The organism is Paraburkholderia sp. 32 (genome assembly GCF_050435345.1).
Classification (GTDB): Bacteria; Pseudomonadota; Gammaproteobacteria; order Burkholderiales; family Burkholderiaceae; genus Paraburkholderia; species Paraburkholderia tuberum.
Window position 1 is genome coordinate 2,843,455 of sequence record NZ_JBNDKD010000001.1, and the last position, 18,037, is coordinate 2,861,491.

The window sequence follows — 18,037 nt, forward strand, 5'->3', positions numbered from 1 at the left end:
CGGCCGGCTTCGGACATGCATGCCGCATCGACCGCGGCGGCATGAATGCCTTGAAAACCCACCGAATTGCACTGTCACACGAACACAGAAAGCCATTTGTTTGGACTTATATGTTGTACGACAACATACGAAGTCTATAAAAGGGGTTTTATCTTGTACAGACGGTATTTACCCGCATCAAGAAAAGCGCCGGTACGGATGACCGGCGTGGCATGCCACAAGGTCCCGCGCCGTCCGGCATTGGCTGGGGACGGAATCGGTACAGTCTGCGGAGCTGTGGTATTTTTGCTGAAGAAATACGTGGCGGCGTGGTCTTCACACAACACGTTGTACGACGAGTGACAAATAAAGGGCCATACGAATGGTCCTGAAAAATGAAAACGCCGGGAGAAAAACTTCGTCCCGGCGCATGCTTCCTGCAAGCAACGTTACAGTTGCCCTGCGAATTCGGGCTCAGGCAGCCCGCTCACGCCGGGCCGCAGCGCGAACACGTGGCCGTCGTGCTCGCTCGCGCCGTTGGCGGGACGAATCGAGGTGACGAACAGCGTATCGAGATCGCGGCCGCCGAACGCGCACATGGCAGGCTTGATGGCCGGCACCGGAACCTGCCGGTCGAGCTTACCCTGCGGCGTAAAACGCAGCAGCAGACCGGCGTCGTTCGCGCAGATCCAGTAGCAGCCGTCGGCATCGACCGCCGCGCCGTCCGGACGGCCCGAATAGTGATGCAGGTCGGCGAACACGCGGCGGTTGCGCGGCTCACCGCTGTCGACGTCGTAGTCGAACGCCCAGATCAGCCGGCGCAGCGGATGCGAGTCGGACAGATACATCGTCGTGCCGTCCGGCGACCAGCCCAGGCCGTTCTGCGTGATCAGCGAATCGACGACCGGCGCGGACAGCACGCCCTTCTCGTCGAAGCGGTACAGCGCGCCGCCCGGGATCGCCGCGGCCATGTCCATCACCATCGTGCCGGCCCAGAAACGCCCTTGCCGGTCGCAGCGGCCGTCGTTGAAACGCATTCCGCCGTGCGGGAATTCAGGCGCCGCGAGCTCGCGCAGCGACGCTGTCAGCGGCTCGCCGCTCGCCGCTTTCGACGCGTCCGCGAGCGAGACCGCGAACAAGCCGGTCTCGCAGCCGGCGAGCACGGTGCCGGTGTGATCGAACGCGATGCAGGCAACCTGCTCCGGCAGCAGCCATTCGGTGCGCTTGCCTGTATCGAGCGAACCGCGCACGATCTTTTTCGCCGGAATGTCGACCCAGTACAGCGCCTGCTCGGCCGCGCGCCAGACCGGGCTTTCACCAGTGGCCGCGGGCAACGGACCGGCCGCGTCGAAGCGCTCCACTTGCGGATTCGCGCTCATTGCTCAGGCTCCCGCTTAGGCTCCCGCTTCGGCTCCCGCTTCGGCTCCATCGGACCGGCTAGCACGAACGGGCCGCCCTGGTACAGCTGGGTCGGGTCGTCGAAGCGCGTGTCGGGGGCGCTCGGCGGGAACAGGTGTTCGAACTGCGCCGAGCTGTCTTGCGGACGGTAGCCGAGAAACGCGGCGTTCGTGTTGTCGACCCACGAGATGCGGTTGTTCGACACGCCGTAGACGATCGCGTGACCGACGCGGTTCGTGAACAGCGAGCAGCGCACGAGCTCGATGAAATCGCGGTAGCTCAGATACGTGATGAGCATGCGCGCGGTCTTCGGCTGCTCGAACGACGAGCCGATCCGCAAACACACGGTCTCGAGACCGAAGCGGTCGAAGTAGTAGCGCGACAGCGATTCGCCGAAACACTTCGTCACGCCGTACATGCCGTCCGGACGCAGCGGCACTTCGGTATCGAGAACCGACGTGACCGGATGGAAACCCACCGCGTGATTCGAGCTCGCGTAGATGATGCGCTTCACGCCATGCTTTTGCGCCGACGAGTACACGTTGTAGAGGCCGCGGATGTTCGCTTCGAGCAGGTCTTCGAACGGCGCTTCGACGGAGATGCCGCCGAGATGCACCACCGCGTCCACGCCTTCGAGCAGCGCGTGCACGGCTGCTTCATCGGCGAGATTGACGACGGCCGCTTCCTCGTGCGCGGCGACTTCGCCGAGCGCAGCGATATCGGACACGCGCACGATGTCGGCCCATTGCGCGAGCGCGGGACGCAGTTGCTTGCCGAGGTTGCCCGCGGCGCCGGTGAGCAGCAGACGGCGGAAGGGTTTCTTTGCCGCGGAGCGGTCAACGTTCAAATCGGTCATGTCTCTTGGATGTTGTGATTGCGAGCGGGTCTTCTGAATGGAAAAGCGAGCGCCGGCTGGACCGGCGCTCGCCTGAGTATTGACGGGGCACGGTGCCTGCTCAGGTCACCGGCGCCGGGTTGAACAGCGTCAACGCATTGTGCAGTCCCAGCTTCTCCGCGCAGGTTTCCTTGCGGCCGCTCGCGACTTCGAGCATCAGGCGGAACAGTTCCCAGCCCACCTCCTCGATGCTGGACTGGCCGGTCGCGATCGTGCCGGCGTTGATGTCCATCAGATCGTGCCAGCGACGCGCGAGGTCCGAACGCGTCGCGACCTTGATGACCGGTACTTCGGCGAGGCTGTACGGCGTGCCGCGGCCGGTCGTGAACACGTGCAGCGTGATGCCCGAGGCGACCTGCAGCGTGCCGCAGATGAAGTCGCTGGCCGGCGTGGCCGCGTAGATCAGGCCCTTCTGGTTGACCTTCTCACCCGGCGACAGCACGCCGGAGATCGCCGAGTTGCCCGACTTGATGATCGAGCCCATCGCCTTTTCGACGATGTTCGACAGGCCGCCCTTTTTGTTGCCGGGCGTCGTGTTCGCGCTGCGGTCCGCGCCGCCGCGCTTCAGGTAATCGTCGTACCACTGCATCTCGCGGATGATCGCCTGTGCGACGTCCGCATTGGCCGCGCGCGCGGTCAGTTGATCGACGCCGTCGCGCACTTCGGTGACTTCCGAGAACATCACGGTCGCGCCGGCGCGCACCAGCAGATCCGTTGCGAATCCGACGGCCGGGTTCGCGGTCAGGCCCGAGAACGCGTCGCTACCGCCGCACTGCACGCCGATCACCAGATCCGACGCCGGACAGGTTTCGCGACGGCGGTTGTTCAGGCGCTTCAGATGCCCTTCGGCCATCCTCATGATCGACGTGATCATCGACTGGAAGCCGACGTGCGATTCGTCCTGCAACACCACGACGTCGCCGTTCTGCTCCAGCGCGACATCACCGATGTCCGCGACGTCGTCGACGACCGCCGCCGCCGCGATCGGAATCGTTCCCGGCGGCATCAGACGCTCGGGCTGCAGCTTCTCGCAGCCGAGGCTCACCATCATCACTTCGCCGCCGAAGTTCGGGTTCAGCGCGATGTTGCGCACGGTGCGGATGGGCACCATCGCGTCGGGCGCGTCGATCGCGACGCCGCAGCCGTAGGTGTGACCGAGGCTGACGACATCGTCGACATTCGGATATTTCGGCAGCAACTCGGCCTTGATGCGCGTGACCGCGTGTTGCACGACGTCGGCGACGCACTGCACGGTGGTCGTGATCGCGAGGATGTTGCGCGTGCCCACCGAGCCGTCCGAGTTACGGTAGCCCTCGAACGTATAGCCTTCGAGCGGCGGCATGTCCGGCGCTTTGGTGGTGGCGATCGGCAGGTCTTCGAGTCCCGGCGGGCTCGGCATGCGGATCACGTGTTCGTTGATCCAGCTGCCCTTCGGCAGCGGCTTCAGCGCATAACCGATCACGACGTTATAGCGGATGACCTCGTCGCCCTCGGCGAGATCGGCCACCGCGACCTTGTGGCCCTGCGGCACACGCTCGCGCAGCCTGAGGCCATCGGCAAATACCGCGCCCTCGCCCAGACCGCCGTCGTTGACGACGATCGCGACATTGTCATTGGGATGAACGCGGATGTAGAGCGGAGTTTGTTCCATTGATCGATCCTTGAGGCGTGATAGACCTGCTTCGCCATTAATCATACGTCATCCTACAACGTGAAGTTTCGCCCGGATGTTCCGTATTTACCCTATAGCGTGAATTATGCCGTGAAAACCCCGTTGAGTTACCGGATTTGTTGTTGTACGATGACGTATAAGAAATCTGATTTCCAAAGATTTTCTACTAGTACGACGTCCGTTGTACTGGTTGGAACCAACAACGACCCAATCCGACGCCTGGATACTTTGATCATGACGACACCGCAGGAACTCAAGCAGATCGTTTCGGAAGGCCTCCTGTCCTTCCCCGTCACCGACTTCGACGCTAAAGGCGACTTCCGCGCCGACACCTACGCAGAGCGTCTCGAATGGCTCGCTCCGTACGGCGCATCGGCGCTGTTCGTCGCCGGCGGCACGGGCGAATTCTTCTCGCTGACGCAAGACGACTACACGCAAGTAGTCAAGACCGCGGTCGAGGTCTGCAAGGGCAAGGTACCGATCCTCGCCGGCGCCGGCGGCCCGACCCGCGTGGCGATCGCCTACGCGAAGGAAGCGCAGCGCCTCGGCGCGCACGGCATCCTGCTGATGCCGCACTACCTGACCGAAGCAAGCCAGGACGGTATCGCCGAGCACGCCGAAGAGGTCTGCAAGGCTGTTCCGGGCATGGGCATGATCATCTACAACCGCGCGAACTCGAAGCTCAACGCCGACATGCTCGAACGTCTGGCAGACCGTTGCCCGAACCTGATCGGCTTCAAGGACGGCGTGGGCGAGATCGAAAACATGGTGACGATCCGCCGCCGCCTCGGCGAGCGCTTCTCGTACCTCGGCGGCCTGCCGACCGCGGAAGTCTACGCTGCCGCCTACAAGGCGCTGGGCGTGCCTGTGTACTCGTCGGCGGTGTTCAACTTCATTCCGAAGACCGCGATGGACTTCTACCGCGCGATCGCCGCTGACGACCACGCGACGGTCGGCAAGCTGATCGACGAATTCTTCCTGCCGTACCTGAAGATCCGCAACCGCCGTGCCGGCTACGCGGTCAGCATCGTCAAGGCTGGCGCGAAGCTGGTCGGCCACGACGCAGGTCCGGTGCGCGCACCGCTGACCGATCTGACGCCGGAAGAAATGGAACAGCTCGACGCGCTGATCAAGAAGCTCGGACCGCAGTAAGGCACCGGCGTCAGGGCTTCGAGCGAAGTAGCTCGCGAGCCTCATCGATGAGGGCCGCCTAGACGGCCGCGTGGCGAACGCCCGGCACAGCAACGTTGCCGGGCGTTCGTGTGTTTGCCCGACAGGCAGGTGGTCTGCGGGCCACCCGTTGTGCAGACTACACCTCGCCCGACAATACAGGAGATGACCATGGACTTGAGCCGCTCGGCCAGTTCCACCGACGCCGCTGCTAGCGCGGCACGCACCAAGGTCCGCTACGGGATCCTGCTGCTGATCTTTGTGATCACCACCCTCAACTACGCCGACCGCGCGACGCTGTCCGTCACCGGTTCCGCAATGCGCACCGCGTTCAGCCTCGACGCGATCCGCATGGGCTATATCTTTTCCGCATTCAGCTGGGCTTACGTGCTGTCGCAACTGCCGGCCGGCTGGCTGCTCGACCGTTTCGGCGCGCGCCGCGTGTACGCGGCGAGCATCTTCTCGTGGTCGCTATTCACGCTGCTGCAGAGCTCGGTCGGCCTGCTCGGCAGCGCCGGTGCGGCGATTACCGGCCTGTTCGCGCTGCGCTTCGTGATGGGCGCGGCCGAGTCGCCGGCGTTCCCGGCGAACGCGAAGGTCGTCGCGAGCTGGTTCCCGACCAACGAGCGCGGCACCGCGTCGGCGATCTTCAACGCCGCGCAATACTTCGCCGCGGTGGTGTTCACGCCGCTGATGGCGTGGCTCACGCACGCGTTCGGGTGGGAAATGGTCTACGTCGTACTGGGCGTGGCCGGGCTGCTGCTCGCGCTGACGTGGCTGAAGGTCATGAAGAATCCCGCCGACCATCCGCGCGTGTCGCGCGCCGAGCTCGAGTACATCGAGCAAGGCGGCGGCCTCGTCAGCGGTGCGCGCAAGACGCACCCGGACGATGTTTCGAAGGCCGGCGGCTGGACGCTCGTGCGTCAGTTGCTCAGCAACCGCATGCTGCTCGGCGTCTATCTCGCGCAGTACTGCATCAACGTGCTGACCTACTTCTTCCTGACGTGGTTTCCGATCTACCTCGTGCAGGCGCGCGGCATGACGATCCTGCATGCGGGCCTCGTGGCCTCGCTGCCGGCGATCTGCGGCTTTCTCGGCGGGGTGCTCGGCGGCGTGCTGTCGGACGGAATGATCCGCCGCGGCTGTTCGCTGACCGTCGCGCGCAAGGTGCCGATCGTCGGCGGCATGCTGCTGTCGACCTGCATCATCGGCTGCAACTACGTGTCGACCGACTGGGTCGTCGTCGCGCTGATGTCGCTCGCGTTCTTCGGCAAGGGCATCGGCGCGCTCGGCTGGGCGGTCGTCGCCGATACGTCGCCGAAGGAAGCGCTCGGCTTGTCCGGCGGGATCTTCAACATGTTCGGCAACATCGCCGGCATCGTGACGCCGATCGTGATCGGTTATCTCGTCGCGCGCACGGGCTCGTTCAATGGCGCGCTGGTGTTCGTCGGCGCGAACGCGCTGCTGACCGTGATCAGCTATCTGGTGATCGTCAAGGACATCCGGCGGGTCGAGTTGCGCCCGGGGTGAGCCCGTTATAGGCTTGGTTATCGTCGCGGTTATCGTACTTCCGGCCGACCGACCCGGCGCCTCGCGCGATCTATCCGCGCCGAGGCGCCAAACTTCGGGCCTGCGCCGATATACGTGACATTTGCGCCGGAAACGATCCGGCCTTCTATAATCAGTCGTCAGACGACGATATAATAAAAATGCACGATTCCCAGCGATCTTTCAAACAAGGAGCGTTTTCGATGGCTACACCACTAGCATCCGCGGCACCGCCACGACGCGCTCGCAATCTTGCCGAGTTCGTCGTCAACTACGTCACCGAGCAGATCGCGGCCAACTTGCTGAAGCCGGGCGACAAACTCCCCACCGAATCGCAGCTGATGAGCACACTCAGCGTGAGCCGCACGGTGATTCGCGAGGCGATCTCGCGCCTGCAGGCAGGCAAGGTCATCGAGACGCGGCACGGCATCGGCAGCTTCGTGCTCGAGCCGCAACGCGAAAAGCTCGGCATCGACATGGTGCCCGCCACCACGCTGCGCGACGTGCTGTGCATTCTGGAGCTGCGCATCAGCCTCGAAACCGAATGCGCCGGTCTCGCCGCGCAACGCGCGAAACCGGACGACCTCGCGCGCATGCGCGCCGCGCTCGACGCGATCGAGGCCACGCGCCACAACGGGCTCGACAGCGTCCAGGCCGACCTGCAGTTCCACATCTCGGTCGCACGCGCAACCGGCAACCGCTATTTCGTCGACATACTGTCGCAAATGGGCAGCGCGCTGATTCCGCGCAACCGGCTCGACTCGGCCGGCATCGCGCGCGCCGATCCTGATGCGTATCTGTCGCTCGTGAACCTCGAGCATGAAAGCATCCTCGAGGCGATCAGCCGGCACGACGCCGAAGGCGCACGCGCGGCGATGCGCATGCATCTGTCGAATAGCCGCGAGCGGCTGCGTCGCGCGAATGAAGCGAGCGAAGCGAACAGCTGATTCTCACGAAGCTCGCGGGCGAAAAAAATGGCCGGGAATCTCCCGGCCATTTTTTTATCTTGCGATTGCGTCCGCTCCTCCCTTCGATCCGCGCCCGGCCGACCGGCCCGGGCACGCATCCGTTCAGGACGGCGTCACGCGATTAACCGCGCGTGAGTTCGCCATCGCGACGACGCCACAGTTCCAGCGGATTGCCGTCAGCCAGCGTTTCCGGCAGCAGCTCGGCCGGGAAGTCCTGGTAGCAGACCGGGCGCAGGAAGCGGTCGATCGACGTGGTGCCGACCGAGGTCGCTCGGCTATCCGACGTTGCCGGGAACGGGCCGCCGTGGACCATCGCGTGGCACACTTCGACGCCGGTCGGAAAGCCGTTGACCAGAATCCGGCCGGCCTTGCGCTCGAGAATCGGCACCAGCTTCTTCGCAGCGGCCACGTCGGCGCTGTCCATCTGTAGCGTCGCGGTCAGCTGGCCGGCGAAGTGTTCGGCGACCTTCAGCATTTCCTGCTCGTCCTTGCAGCGGATGATCGTCGACACCGGGCCGAATACTTCGTCTTCGAGCACCGGGTTCGCGAGGAACGTCTGCGCGTCGGTCACGAACAGCGCCGCGCAAGCCTGGGTCGGGCCGGTCGCGGCGACGCCGCGTGCCACGACTTCGACGCCCTTCGTCGCGGCCAGCTTGCCTTCGCCGTCTTCATACGCGGCGTGAATGCCCGAGGTCAGCATGGTCTGCGCCGGCTTCGCCGCGAGCGCTTCCGATGCCGTCGCGACGAAGCCCTTCAGCGCGTCGCTGTCGATCGCGATGGCGAGGCCCGGGTTGGTGCAGAACTGGCCCGCGCCGAGCACGAGCGAGTCGACGAAACCGCGCGCGATGCTGTCGCCGCGTGCCGCAAGAGCGTTGGGCAGCAGGAACACCGGGTTGATGCTGCTCATTTCCGCGTACACCGGGATCGGCTCCGGACGCGCCGCCGCGACGCGCATCAGCGAAGTGCCGCCCGCGCGCGAACCGGTGAAGCCGACCGCCTTGATGGCCGGGTGCGCAACCAGTGCCTCGCCGACCGAGTTACCCGCGCCGACGATCATCGAGAACACGCCTTCGGGCAGATCCATTTCCTGCGCGACGCGCTGGATCACGCGACCGACCAGCTCCGACGTGCCGAGGTGAGCGCGATGCGCCTTCACGACGACCGGGCAGCCAGCAGCCAGCGCCGCGGCGGTGTCGCCGCCCGCTACCGAGAACGCGAGCGGGAAGTTGCTCGCGCCGAACACCGCGACCGGACCGAGCGCGATCTTCTGCATGCGCAGATCCGAGCGCGGCAGCGGCTTGCGCTCCGGCAGCGGCGAATCGAGCGTGGCGTTGAGCCACTGGCCCGCGCGCACGGTCTGCGCGAACAGCTTCAACTGGCCGGTGGTGCGGCCGCGCTCGCCTTCCAGACGCGCCTTCGGCAGTCCCGATTCAGCCTGCGCGCGCTCGATCAGTTCGTCGCCGAGCGCGGTGATGCCGTCAGCGATACGGTCCAGGAACTCGGCGCGCACTGCGAGCGGCAGTTGACGGTAGGCGTCGAACGCCTGTTGCGCGAGCGCGCAGGCCTGCGCGACGTTCTCGACGGTGCCGCTGCCGAACACCGGCTCGGCAATCTCGGAACCCGTGGCAGGATTGAACGCGCGCAGCGGTTTTTCTTCGCCGCGCACGGCTTTGCGACCGATCAGCATTTCGCCGGTAATAGGCATTTTTGACTTTCCTTTAATGAAGGCTAAAGATATAGGTCATCCTACAACATCGCGGGGGCCCTACGCAACCCGAAACGCTTGTCTGACAGGCGACTACGGGTATACTCGCCCATTACAACCGGGCCGTGCGGTGCTAATCTACAGCTGGTCATACGACGACTTATAACTCGCATTTCGCGGTTTAGCATTGTCGCAGCTTTTCCCGATCCATCGCAGTTCGAGGAGACACCGCATGCCCGCCGTCACGCCTTACGAATCCTTGCCAAACCGCTTCCGGCGCGCGGTGTGCGAGGGAAAAACCCAGATCGGCTGCTGGGCGTCCCTCGCCAGCCCGATCGCCACTGAACTGCTGGGCACGGTCGGCTTCGACTGGATGCTGCTGGACGCCGAACACGCGCCCAACGACGTGCTCACGCTGATCCCGCAGTTGATGGCGCTCAAGGACAGCGGCAGCGCACCGGTCGTCCGACCACCGGCCAACGACAGCGTCGTGATCAAACGTTTTCTCGACAGCGGCTTCTCGAACTTCCTCGTGCCCTTCGTCGACAGCGCCGACGACGCCGCCCGCGCGGTCGCGTCGACGCGCTATCCGCCGCAGGGCATTCGCGGCGTATCGGTCGGCCATCGCGGCAATCGCTATGGCACCGTGTCCGACTACTTCGCGATCGCCAACGACAACGTCTGCGTGATCGCGCAGATCGAAAGCCGCAAGGCGGTCGAGAATATCGACAGCATCCTCGCGGTGGACGGCATCGACGCGGTCTTCATCGGTCCGTCCGACCTCGCGGCGTCGTATGGCCACCTCGGCAATGCGAGCCATCCGGACGTGCAGCAGGCGATCGCGCATGTGTTCGCGCGCGCGCAGGCGGCCGGCAAGTCGAGCGGCATTCTCGCGCCGGTGCAGGCCGACGCGGAACGATATCTGTCGATGGGCGCGCGCGTCGTCGCGGTCTGCGCGGATCTCGGGTTGCTCAAGGGCGCCGCGCAGGCGGCACAGAAACACTTCATGCAGAAACCGGCGGGTGAGGCTTGAACGCGGCCGCCACGACATCTTCGGAGCATTCCATGCAAACAGCAGGCTTTATCGGACTCGGCATCATGGGCAAGCCCATGGCCGCCAACCTTCTGAAAAACGGCGTGTCACTCGCCGCCTTTACGCGTAGCGGCGTGCCCGCCGAGCTGACGCAGGCCGGCGCCGTCGCATGCGAGAACCCCGCCGCGGTCGCCGCCAACGCGGACGTGATCTTCATCATGGTGCCTGACACGCCGGACGTCGAACGCGTGCTGTTCGGCGAGAACGGCCTCGCGAGCGCGCTGCGCGCCGGCCAGACGGTCGTCGACATGAGCTCGATCTCGCCGATGGCGACCCGCGATTTCGCGGCGCGCGTGCGCGAATCCGGTGCCGATTATCTCGACGCGCCGGTGTCCGGTGGCGAAGTCGGCGCGAAGGCCGGCTCGCTGACCATCATGGTCGGGGGCGAACAGGCCACGTTCGACAGCGTGAAGCCCCTGTTCGACATGATGGGCAAGAACGTCACGCTGATCGGCGCGGTCGGCGCGGGCCAGGTGTGCAAGGTCGCCAACCAGGTGATCGTCGCGGCGACCATCGAGGCGGTCGGCGAAGCGCTGCTGCTCGCGTCGAAGGCGGGTGTCGATGCGGCGCGCGTGCGTGAGGCGCTGATGGGCGGCTTCGCATCGTCGCGCATTCTCGAAGTGCACGGCGAGCGCATGACCAGCCGCACGTTCGATCCGGGCTTCCGCATCGAACTGCACCAGAAGGACCTGAACCTCGCGCTGTCGACCGCGCAGGCGCTCGGCGTGTCGCTGCCGAACACCGCCACCTGCCAGGCGCTGTTCAACGCGTGCGTCGCGCACGGCGGCAAGGCGTGGGACCACTCGGCGATGGTGCGCGCGCTCGAAGTGCTCGCGAATCACGAGATCGGTCAGAAGAGCGCGTAAGCGCGCTGTTGCACGGCGCCACTTCACAGTTGCGATCGGGTTTTCCGTCTGTCCGCATGTGACCGATGGCCGGCTCGATCGCAATTCGTCGTCTGATCAAGAGCGACGCTCATTTCGCGGCATCGCTCTGAATTGCCGCCTGATCCAGCGCTTCGGACCAGCGTAGGACCATCAACGCGTGAGCATGGCTCGCGACCTTTAGTCTCCCCTCAGTAACGGCAGTTGCTTTCGCAATTCCATTGCGAGCTACTCGCCGATCTTACGTCTGTGCGCAGCACACGGCTTAGGTAGTGGCCGCGCTGCCATGGCATTCGCCTCCATGCCCTTGCACCATCCAATCCGACTAACGTCCGATCGGGCGAACCATCGGGGACGCAAGAATCATCCTTCGCCCATTCCCTCTCTCTGTACCCGGCAAACTGGCGACATGCCCTACGTCCGAAGCGACTGGCCGCATTTCGGAGATGATTTTCTGGTATACGAACACCTTCTGAAGCGTGTCGGGGCTGGACTGTTCGGAGATACGCGCCAAATTACCCTCATATGCCTGAACGGAGCGAATCGCGACAATGGAGTTGTCGTCCGCACCCGGGACATCGACGCAGATCAGGCGGCAACACTCGGCTGATCGGTCAGCTGGTATGGCTTCTCGCGGACATGCGCACCCGACGATACGCCATCCATGCCAGCCGTTGGTCTGACGGGTTGGCTTGCCCACACACCGCACTGGCCCTTCGACGTTGAACTTGGTGGCTGGCGGGAGCAGATGTTCGTCTGGCTATCGGGAGACCTGGTGACATCGGCTTGGGCATGGTCACGCATAGCGCTATTCATGCAAGCCAAAGGAAAATATCTGCTGAACGGACGACTCGCACGCCCTTCTGAACTGGCGCAGTTGCGTTGGCATCCGGACAAGCTTACAAAGGCATAGCTGGCGTACTCGGCCGCTATGCCAACCGAATGCGGTGCATACGTGACCCGTGATGCCCTTGGCCGATCGATACGGCGGGATCTGTAGGAACGCGTTTTTCAAACACCTCGTTAAGCACTGCTTCGGCCAATACAGGTCGTTGCGCAGCTTCCGGTGGTGGGTCAAGATCACGGATAGACTACCGTCGTCGTCCCGTCTTCGACCAGCTCCGTCAAGCGCCCTCGCGCCGACGATGGGCTTGGTCTGGCAGTTGCGCTAGCACGACCCTGCACGTTTCGTGATTTGCCGGCGCGCTGCGCATTTCGTCTGCCCGTCCGCAAGCGAGGCTCGACGCCGTCTGACGTCTCGCAGCACGATCATCCATCACAGCCCATTTTTCACACGCCATTCTCCATCGATCATCACGTGATGCGGCCGCCGTGCCGCGATCAGATCGAGCTCAGTCCGCAGCACGCTCGCTGCCGTATCCATAGTCTCGCGCCACCCGGCAGATCCGTGCCCGGTCTATGCTGTACCGGACGTCGCGTCCAAGCCACTGTGCCACCAGATGTGCGGCATCCGCCTTCCACGCTGCGACGGCCCTGGGGCTCGTCCGGCACGCTACGATATTGCCGAAATCCTCCCCTACCAATTCGACAACGAGATACCCAAGCTGTCGTGTCGCGAGACCGGACATCGACGATCATCGCCTGACAGCCCAGATCGCCTTCCGTACCCACCGAGGTGAAAATAACGGCGTAGTACCGAACCGCGCCTGTTTCCGCAAACGACATGGCGCCTCCGGTCAGGCCGCGATCTGGGCGACCATCCCGCTGACGATTCGGCAGAACCCCTCGGGCTCCTCGAGCATCATCATGTGGCCGACTTCCGGCTGGACCACGTAGGACAGCGCCGCAGCGTGCGCCCAGTCCGGCGCGTCCCATCCAGCCGCCGACCTTTCGCCAGCGAGCATGAAGAGGGGAGTGCCCCGCTCGACGACCATGCGAATGCGCGAAAGGAAATCGGGCGCGCCGGTTTCCGCCACCACCGCGCGCGCCATTGCCTGAATCGTTTCGCGCGGTTGGTTCGCGAGTGCGGTGCGTGCCCACTTGAGACGCTGCTGCGTGACGGCAATGCCGCCGTTCTTCAGCCAGCCCTCCGGATCGGCGACGAGGCGCGCGTGCTCCGCCTGCCACGCGGTGGCGTCCAGACCGGCGATTTTCCGACACCAGAATGCGTCGTTGAGCGTGAAATTCCCTTCGACATTTATCACCCCGCACACAAGGTCGGGCGCGGACGCGGCAACGAGCATTGCGACTGCGCCGCCTACACTGTGTCCAAGCAGGACACTCGGCGCGCCGACGTGCTCTTGCACATAGCGGATCACATGCGCCGCCTGGCCTGCCAGTGTGATCGGCTCGACCGCGCTGTCTCTCAGCGCGCCGTAGCCAACCAGATCGGGGGTATGAACATCGACGGCGGCAATGCGCCGGTTCGGCGCATAAAAGCTTTGTGACCCAAACAGGCCGTGAATCATGACCAGCGGCATAGCTTTACTCATGGTGTTTCACCTGGCAATGGGAATGCAGCAATGTCCCCTGCAACGCCGACGACGTTGTCCACTTCAGCGGCTATAAGCCGATTCGCGCACGGCGCCGATGTCCCGCACTGCGTTCCACGTCATGCTCGCCACGTAGAACACGACGAACCCAAGCGCCGCGACGAACAAACCGTACCCCTGCGCGACCCAACTGCCCGCGAAGCCAGCGACGATCATCCCAAGATAGACGCTCGCGTACTGGAACGTGGCGACGAGCGCCATATGCTCGGGCGGTGTCGCTGCGACGACGTCCGCCTGATGCTTGAAGAACAGCACCTCCCAGAAAAACATGTAGACGAAATAGAGCGTGTAGCTGACCGTTACGTCCCGGAACGCCGCTGATCCCGCCATCGCGCCGAGACATATCACGTTCATCGCGAGCATGGCCACCTTGCCGGGAGTGACACCACGCCGGCTCGCGAACGCAAAGAGCAATGCCGCGATCAGCGCTGACGTTGCGCTGACGATCTGCAGATAGCCGACATAGGTCTGCGACAGGCCAAGCACCGACGATGGCAGCGTCACCCGCGACACGTTGAAGAAGCCCTGGTAGACCGACACCAACAGGAAGAACGCGAAGAAGTGACGCTGCAACGCGGGCGATGTCCGCAGCACCTGCACAAGCGTACCGAAAGCGCTGGCCGACACAGCGGGGGTGGGCTGGGCCGGCGCGCCGGGCAACAACACCGCCGCCAGTGCGCCTAGACCATATGCCGCGATCGTGATCGCTCCCGCCATCTCCGACGTGATTTCGCTCTTGTAAAACGACAACGCGACACCCGCAATCGCGCCTGCGATGAACTGCGCGGTCAGCGTGATCGGCAATGCATAACGAATGTCGTCGGTCGAGAAATAGCGTTTGATCGCGACGGTTCGCGCGATTCGCTGCGTCGCGTCGAGGAAACCGATCACTAGGGTGCCGACAACCGCCGCAGCGACAAAGTGGTCGACCAGCGCGTAGGTCGCCGCCGCGACCAGCACGCCCGCGAGGTTGAACCAGACCAGGATAGCCTTCGGGGAGTGCCGGCCTGCTGCCGCGTTGATGACAAGACACAGCAAGACCGGAATCACCATCGGTGCCAGAAGAACCGCCTCGGACAGCAACATCGAGCCGGTCTTCTGATACACAATGTACGACAGATAGACATAACTAAAGACGCTCGCCGCGATGGACGAAAGATTGACAATCCAGAGCAGCAGGCTGACTCGCGAGCGGGTCGGGTTCATTGTGTGGATACTCCGCTCGGTGCTCACGTGTGGTCGGCCAGGCGCGCCTCGAGCCCGTCGATCAGGCTATAGGCTGCACGTTTGAGATCGGCCGGCGTGGCGCTGACGAGGAACGCCTGTCCGGCATAGTTCAGCAATCCGCCTGCACCGTCGTAGGGCGTCATGCGGCTGCCCGGTTCCACCGACTGAGCGGCTTCTATCCTCACGTTGGCGCGCTCGTCGACGAGTGCGCGCCAGTCCACCTGTTCCGGCTTGAAGGTCTTCGCGCCACGCCATGGCGTGCCATTGCTGTCGCAGCCGATCAGCGCGACTGACGCCGCCGCGCAGCGCGGCGGGTTCTGCTCGAATGAAGGAATTGGCCCCCGCTCGCCGAGCATGACGTCGAGGAACAGGTTGATGTAATCGATGCCGAACACCTCATCCACTTCCTTTGCGATCGCGACGCCGCCCATCCGCGCCGCAGTTTCGAGGAACGATACACCGCCGTTCGCCATCAGCTTCATCTCAGTGTGCGTCGCGCAGTTCTCGAAACCGAGCGCGTCGACCGCAGTCCGGACCAGCGCGACGATCTGCTCCTTCCTGTCGCGACTCAGCACGCATGGCGCTACGTTTCCCAGTTCGGTAAACGGCTCGATGGTACGCAGACGGCCTGTCATCGCAAGCGGAAAATACTCGCCGTCGCGCACCAGCCCCTCAACGCTGAGATAATCGCCGTATCCGTCTTCGGCGTACCACGACTCGGTAGTCGACTCGATGATCTCCTCAGCGACCAATTGCGGAAAGCCGGACTGCTCCGAGAACTCATGCTTTCCGGCGCGACGCGCCGCTTCGGTGGCCTCGAGCAGACGCGCGACGGCGCTGTCGAGTTCATACATGCCATGGACGATTTGCTGGCCGATCGAACCTGCGCCATAGGCGAGCTTGATTAGCACCGGAAAGCGCAATTCCGCGACCCGATGCAGGTCGTCGTGCCGCCGGATCGCGCGGAACGCCGGCTGCGGCAGACCAGCTTCCTGCCAGCGCTGGCGCATCAGTGTTTTGTTGCGCGCGAGGTTGATATTCGGGCCTACGCCGCGCACGCCCAGCTGCACCGCGAGTTCCGACACGGACTTTAGCAGGAACTCGGAAAACGTGAACACGACGTCCGGCTTCAGCGCATGCGCGATTTCGGCAACGCGCGCGAAACCGTCGTCCGGCCGCAGCCCGCTGAAATCGTGCAGCATGGCGCTGTGCTCGCACAGGATCTCGTGGTTGTAGGAGGACGGCTTGCTGACGATGCAGGTATGCACGTCGCCGCGGCTCGCGACTTTCGGGAAGAAGTAATCGAGCGGCGGCCCAGCCGGCGCGTATACGTAGAGAATCTTCTTGGTCATGGTTGCGGAATGCCTCAGGCAAAACGTATGCGATTCGGGAACCCGGTCGGGCGACCGTCTGGCCGCCCGATGGGAGCTTACTTGCGGATCACACAGAACCGCTCGTCGTAGACGAAGCCGTCGATCCCCGTGGTTTTGCAGTACTGGTAGAGGTCGCTCGTGCGGTTGATGAAGCCAGTGCCGTTGAAGTTCAGCGACGTGTTGCACAGCACGCCCGAACCGGTCTGAGCACGGAACTGCGTGAGCAGCTCGTGCATCCGTGGGTTCTGCTGCGCGTTCACGGTCTGCGCACGCGCGGTGCCGTCGACGTGCGTGATAGCAGCTAGTTCGGGATTGCGCACTTTCTGAAAGTACAGCATGTGCGGCGAAGGACCGGTCCAGTCAAAGTGACGCGACACCTCTTCTTCCAGGCAGATCGGTGCCACGGGACGGAACCCTTCGCGCTTCTTGATGCGGTTCAGGCGATCGCAAGTCGATCGCGCGAACGGCGCGGCGAGAATCGAGCGGTTGCCGAGCGCGCGAGGGCCGATCTCGCACCGTCCCTGGGTCCACGCGACGATGTTGTCCTGTGCGAGAAAGCCGGCGACGTGCCCAAGATCCAGCGGATAGGTATCGACGTCCGGCATGTCCGGCTGATCATCAATGAACGCACGGTCGCTATAGACGGACCACTCAAGCTTCGCGCGGCCTGTGAACTCCCTCATCGCGTCGACGGCGGTGCCGATCGCGGAGCCCGTGTCGTTCGTGCACGGTGGTACAAATACGTCCTCGAACAGTCCGCTGCTGCGCCACATCGTGTTCCAGTCGCAATTGAGCCCGCATCCTCCGGAAATCAACAGCGGATAGCCATCGGTCAGATGCTCTTTTGCGTACAAATAGAAGCGGTTGAAGATCTCATCAGAGTAACGCTTCGCGAGTCGGGTGAAATCCGGATGCTGCAAGCCGATGTTGTAATACTTCGATTTGCGTAGATCGTCCTTCGACAGCGTCGCGAGGATGCTGTCGCGCTCCAGCAGGAAATCTGTGATCTCGCGCTCATCGGGCGTCATTTCGCCAGATTTCCCGTACGCACACAGCGCCATCAGTTTGCCCGGGTCCTCGTTGCGCAGCTTGCCCTTCGGCAACGTGAACGTGGGGTCCGCGAGCGCGTACAGAAACGCGTACTTGTTGCCCGGCGTGATCATTACGCGGCCGACGTGATGCACGTTCAGCTTTTCGTCGACCAGATAGAAGTCGCCGAGCGCGCCTTCCCATGCGAGTACATAGCACGGCTTGCCCTGCTCGAAAGGCGACAGGCCATACGCGCACCAGATGTGCGAGCGTTCATGGCTGCTGGTGAAATAGTTTACGTTCGCACCGAACATCGTCGTACGGTGATGTTGGACCGCTCCGCTGCCGTGTCCGTAGTAGCCGGCGCCGATGGGCGCGTTCGCGGCCATCGAGCCCTTGCCCCAACCGCTCACGGCAAATACATCCGGCATCGCGCCAAGTTGCTCGGCAGCAAACACGAACTGCGACGGATTGAACACCTCATAGCGCGGAAAGCTGTCCTTCTCCGGCTCGAACGACCATTCCAGCTTGCCGCTCGCAGCATCGACCAGCGCGATGGCGCCATCATGGCCTGGCTTCATAG

General features: G+C 63.7%; 14 protein-coding genes. 6 read left to right on the forward strand and 8 right to left on the reverse strand.

Going from position 1 to position 18,037, the window contains the following annotated elements; translation table 11 throughout:
* Positions 1–428 precede the first annotated feature (428 nt).
* From OKW26_RS13160 to garD, 3 genes are all read right to left on the reverse strand, one after another.
* The gene (locus OKW26_RS13160) at positions 429–1,358 is read right to left on the reverse strand and encodes an SMP-30/gluconolactonase/LRE family protein (protein WP_429353878.1); all 930 of its coding nucleotides are present in this window, start codon (positions 1,356–1,358) and stop codon (positions 429–431) included.
* Complete coding sequence (locus OKW26_RS13165) at positions 1,355–2,233, reverse strand: NAD-dependent epimerase/dehydratase family protein (RefSeq protein WP_429353879.1); 879 nt, start codon at positions 2,231–2,233, stop codon at positions 1,355–1,357. The genes OKW26_RS13160 and OKW26_RS13165 overlap by 4 nt, the downstream gene beginning before the upstream one ends.
* Before the next feature lie 100 nt (positions 2,234–2,333).
* Positions 2,334–3,923 carry a galactarate dehydratase gene (gene garD / locus OKW26_RS13170; protein ID WP_184067062.1) on the reverse strand — a complete coding sequence of 530 codons (1,590 nt, stop codon included), beginning with the start codon at positions 3,921–3,923 and terminating at the stop codon, positions 2,334–2,336.
* A 255-nt stretch (positions 3,924–4,178) separates the two neighbouring features.
* Between garD and kdgD the strand changes: the two genes are divergently transcribed.
* The 3 genes from kdgD (at position 4,179) to OKW26_RS13185 (ending at position 7,609) form a co-directional block, all read left to right on the forward strand.
* Entirely contained in the window at positions 4,179–5,096 is a 918-nt protein-coding gene (gene kdgD, locus OKW26_RS13175) for a 5-dehydro-4-deoxyglucarate dehydratase (RefSeq protein WP_090806087.1), read from the forward strand.
* A gap of 189 nt (positions 5,097–5,285) precedes the next feature.
* Positions 5,286–6,644 (forward strand): MFS transporter, encoded by a 1,359-nt coding sequence (locus OKW26_RS13180; protein ID WP_429353880.1) that lies wholly within the window; start codon positions 5,286–5,288, stop codon positions 6,642–6,644.
* A gap of 221 nt (positions 6,645–6,865) precedes the next feature.
* Positions 6,866–7,609 carry a FadR/GntR family transcriptional regulator gene (locus OKW26_RS13185; RefSeq protein WP_429353881.1) on the forward strand — a complete coding sequence of 248 codons (744 nt, stop codon included), beginning with the start codon at positions 6,866–6,868 and terminating at the stop codon, positions 7,607–7,609.
* Between the two features lie 142 nt (positions 7,610–7,751).
* Here the strand turns inward: OKW26_RS13185 and OKW26_RS13190 are convergent, their stop codons facing one another.
* Positions 7,752–9,335 carry an aldehyde dehydrogenase (NADP(+)) gene (locus OKW26_RS13190; RefSeq protein WP_429353882.1) on the reverse strand — a complete coding sequence of 528 codons (1,584 nt, stop codon included), beginning with the start codon at positions 9,333–9,335 and terminating at the stop codon, positions 7,752–7,754.
* 232 nt (positions 9,336–9,567) lie between these two features.
* On the opposite strand from OKW26_RS13190, the gene garL reads away from it, so the two are divergent.
* The 3 genes from garL (at position 9,568) to OKW26_RS13205 (ending at position 12,225) form a co-directional block, all read left to right on the forward strand.
* The gene (garL, locus tag OKW26_RS13195) at positions 9,568–10,368 is read left to right on the forward strand and encodes a 2-dehydro-3-deoxyglucarate aldolase (protein WP_429353883.1); all 801 of its coding nucleotides are present in this window, start codon (positions 9,568–9,570) and stop codon (positions 10,366–10,368) included.
* Entirely contained in the window at positions 10,365–11,294 is a 930-nt protein-coding gene (locus tag OKW26_RS13200) for a 2-hydroxy-3-oxopropionate reductase (protein ID WP_429353884.1), read from the forward strand. Before garL ends, OKW26_RS13200 begins: the two co-directional genes overlap by 4 nt.
* A gap of 682 nt (positions 11,295–11,976) precedes the next feature.
* Entirely contained in the window at positions 11,977–12,225 is a 249-nt protein-coding gene (locus OKW26_RS13205) for a hypothetical protein (RefSeq protein ID WP_429353885.1), read from the forward strand.
* A gap of 784 nt (positions 12,226–13,009) precedes the next feature.
* Here the strand turns inward: OKW26_RS13205 and OKW26_RS13210 are convergent.
* From OKW26_RS13210 to OKW26_RS13225, 4 genes are all read right to left on the reverse strand, one after another.
* Positions 13,010–13,753: an alpha/beta fold hydrolase gene (locus tag OKW26_RS13210; RefSeq protein WP_429353886.1), complete on the reverse strand. Its 744-nt coding sequence runs from the start codon at positions 13,751–13,753 to the stop codon at positions 13,010–13,012.
* A gap of 75 nt (positions 13,754–13,828) precedes the next feature.
* A complete protein-coding gene (locus tag OKW26_RS13215) occupies positions 13,829–15,031 on the reverse strand; it encodes a hypothetical protein (protein WP_429353887.1) in 1,203 nt (400 codons plus the stop codon).
* Positions 15,032–15,054: 23 nt separating this feature from the next.
* Positions 15,055–16,404, reverse strand: a complete 1,350-nt coding sequence (locus tag OKW26_RS13220; RefSeq protein WP_429353888.1) for an ATP-grasp domain-containing protein — start codon at positions 16,402–16,404, stop codon at positions 15,055–15,057.
* A 77-nt stretch (positions 16,405–16,481) separates the two neighbouring features.
* Positions 16,482–18,035 carry a carbamoyltransferase C-terminal domain-containing protein gene (locus tag OKW26_RS13225; protein WP_429354235.1) on the reverse strand — a complete coding sequence of 518 codons (1,554 nt, stop codon included), beginning with the start codon at positions 18,033–18,035 and terminating at the stop codon, positions 16,482–16,484.
* Positions 18,036–18,037: the final 2 nt, after the last annotated feature.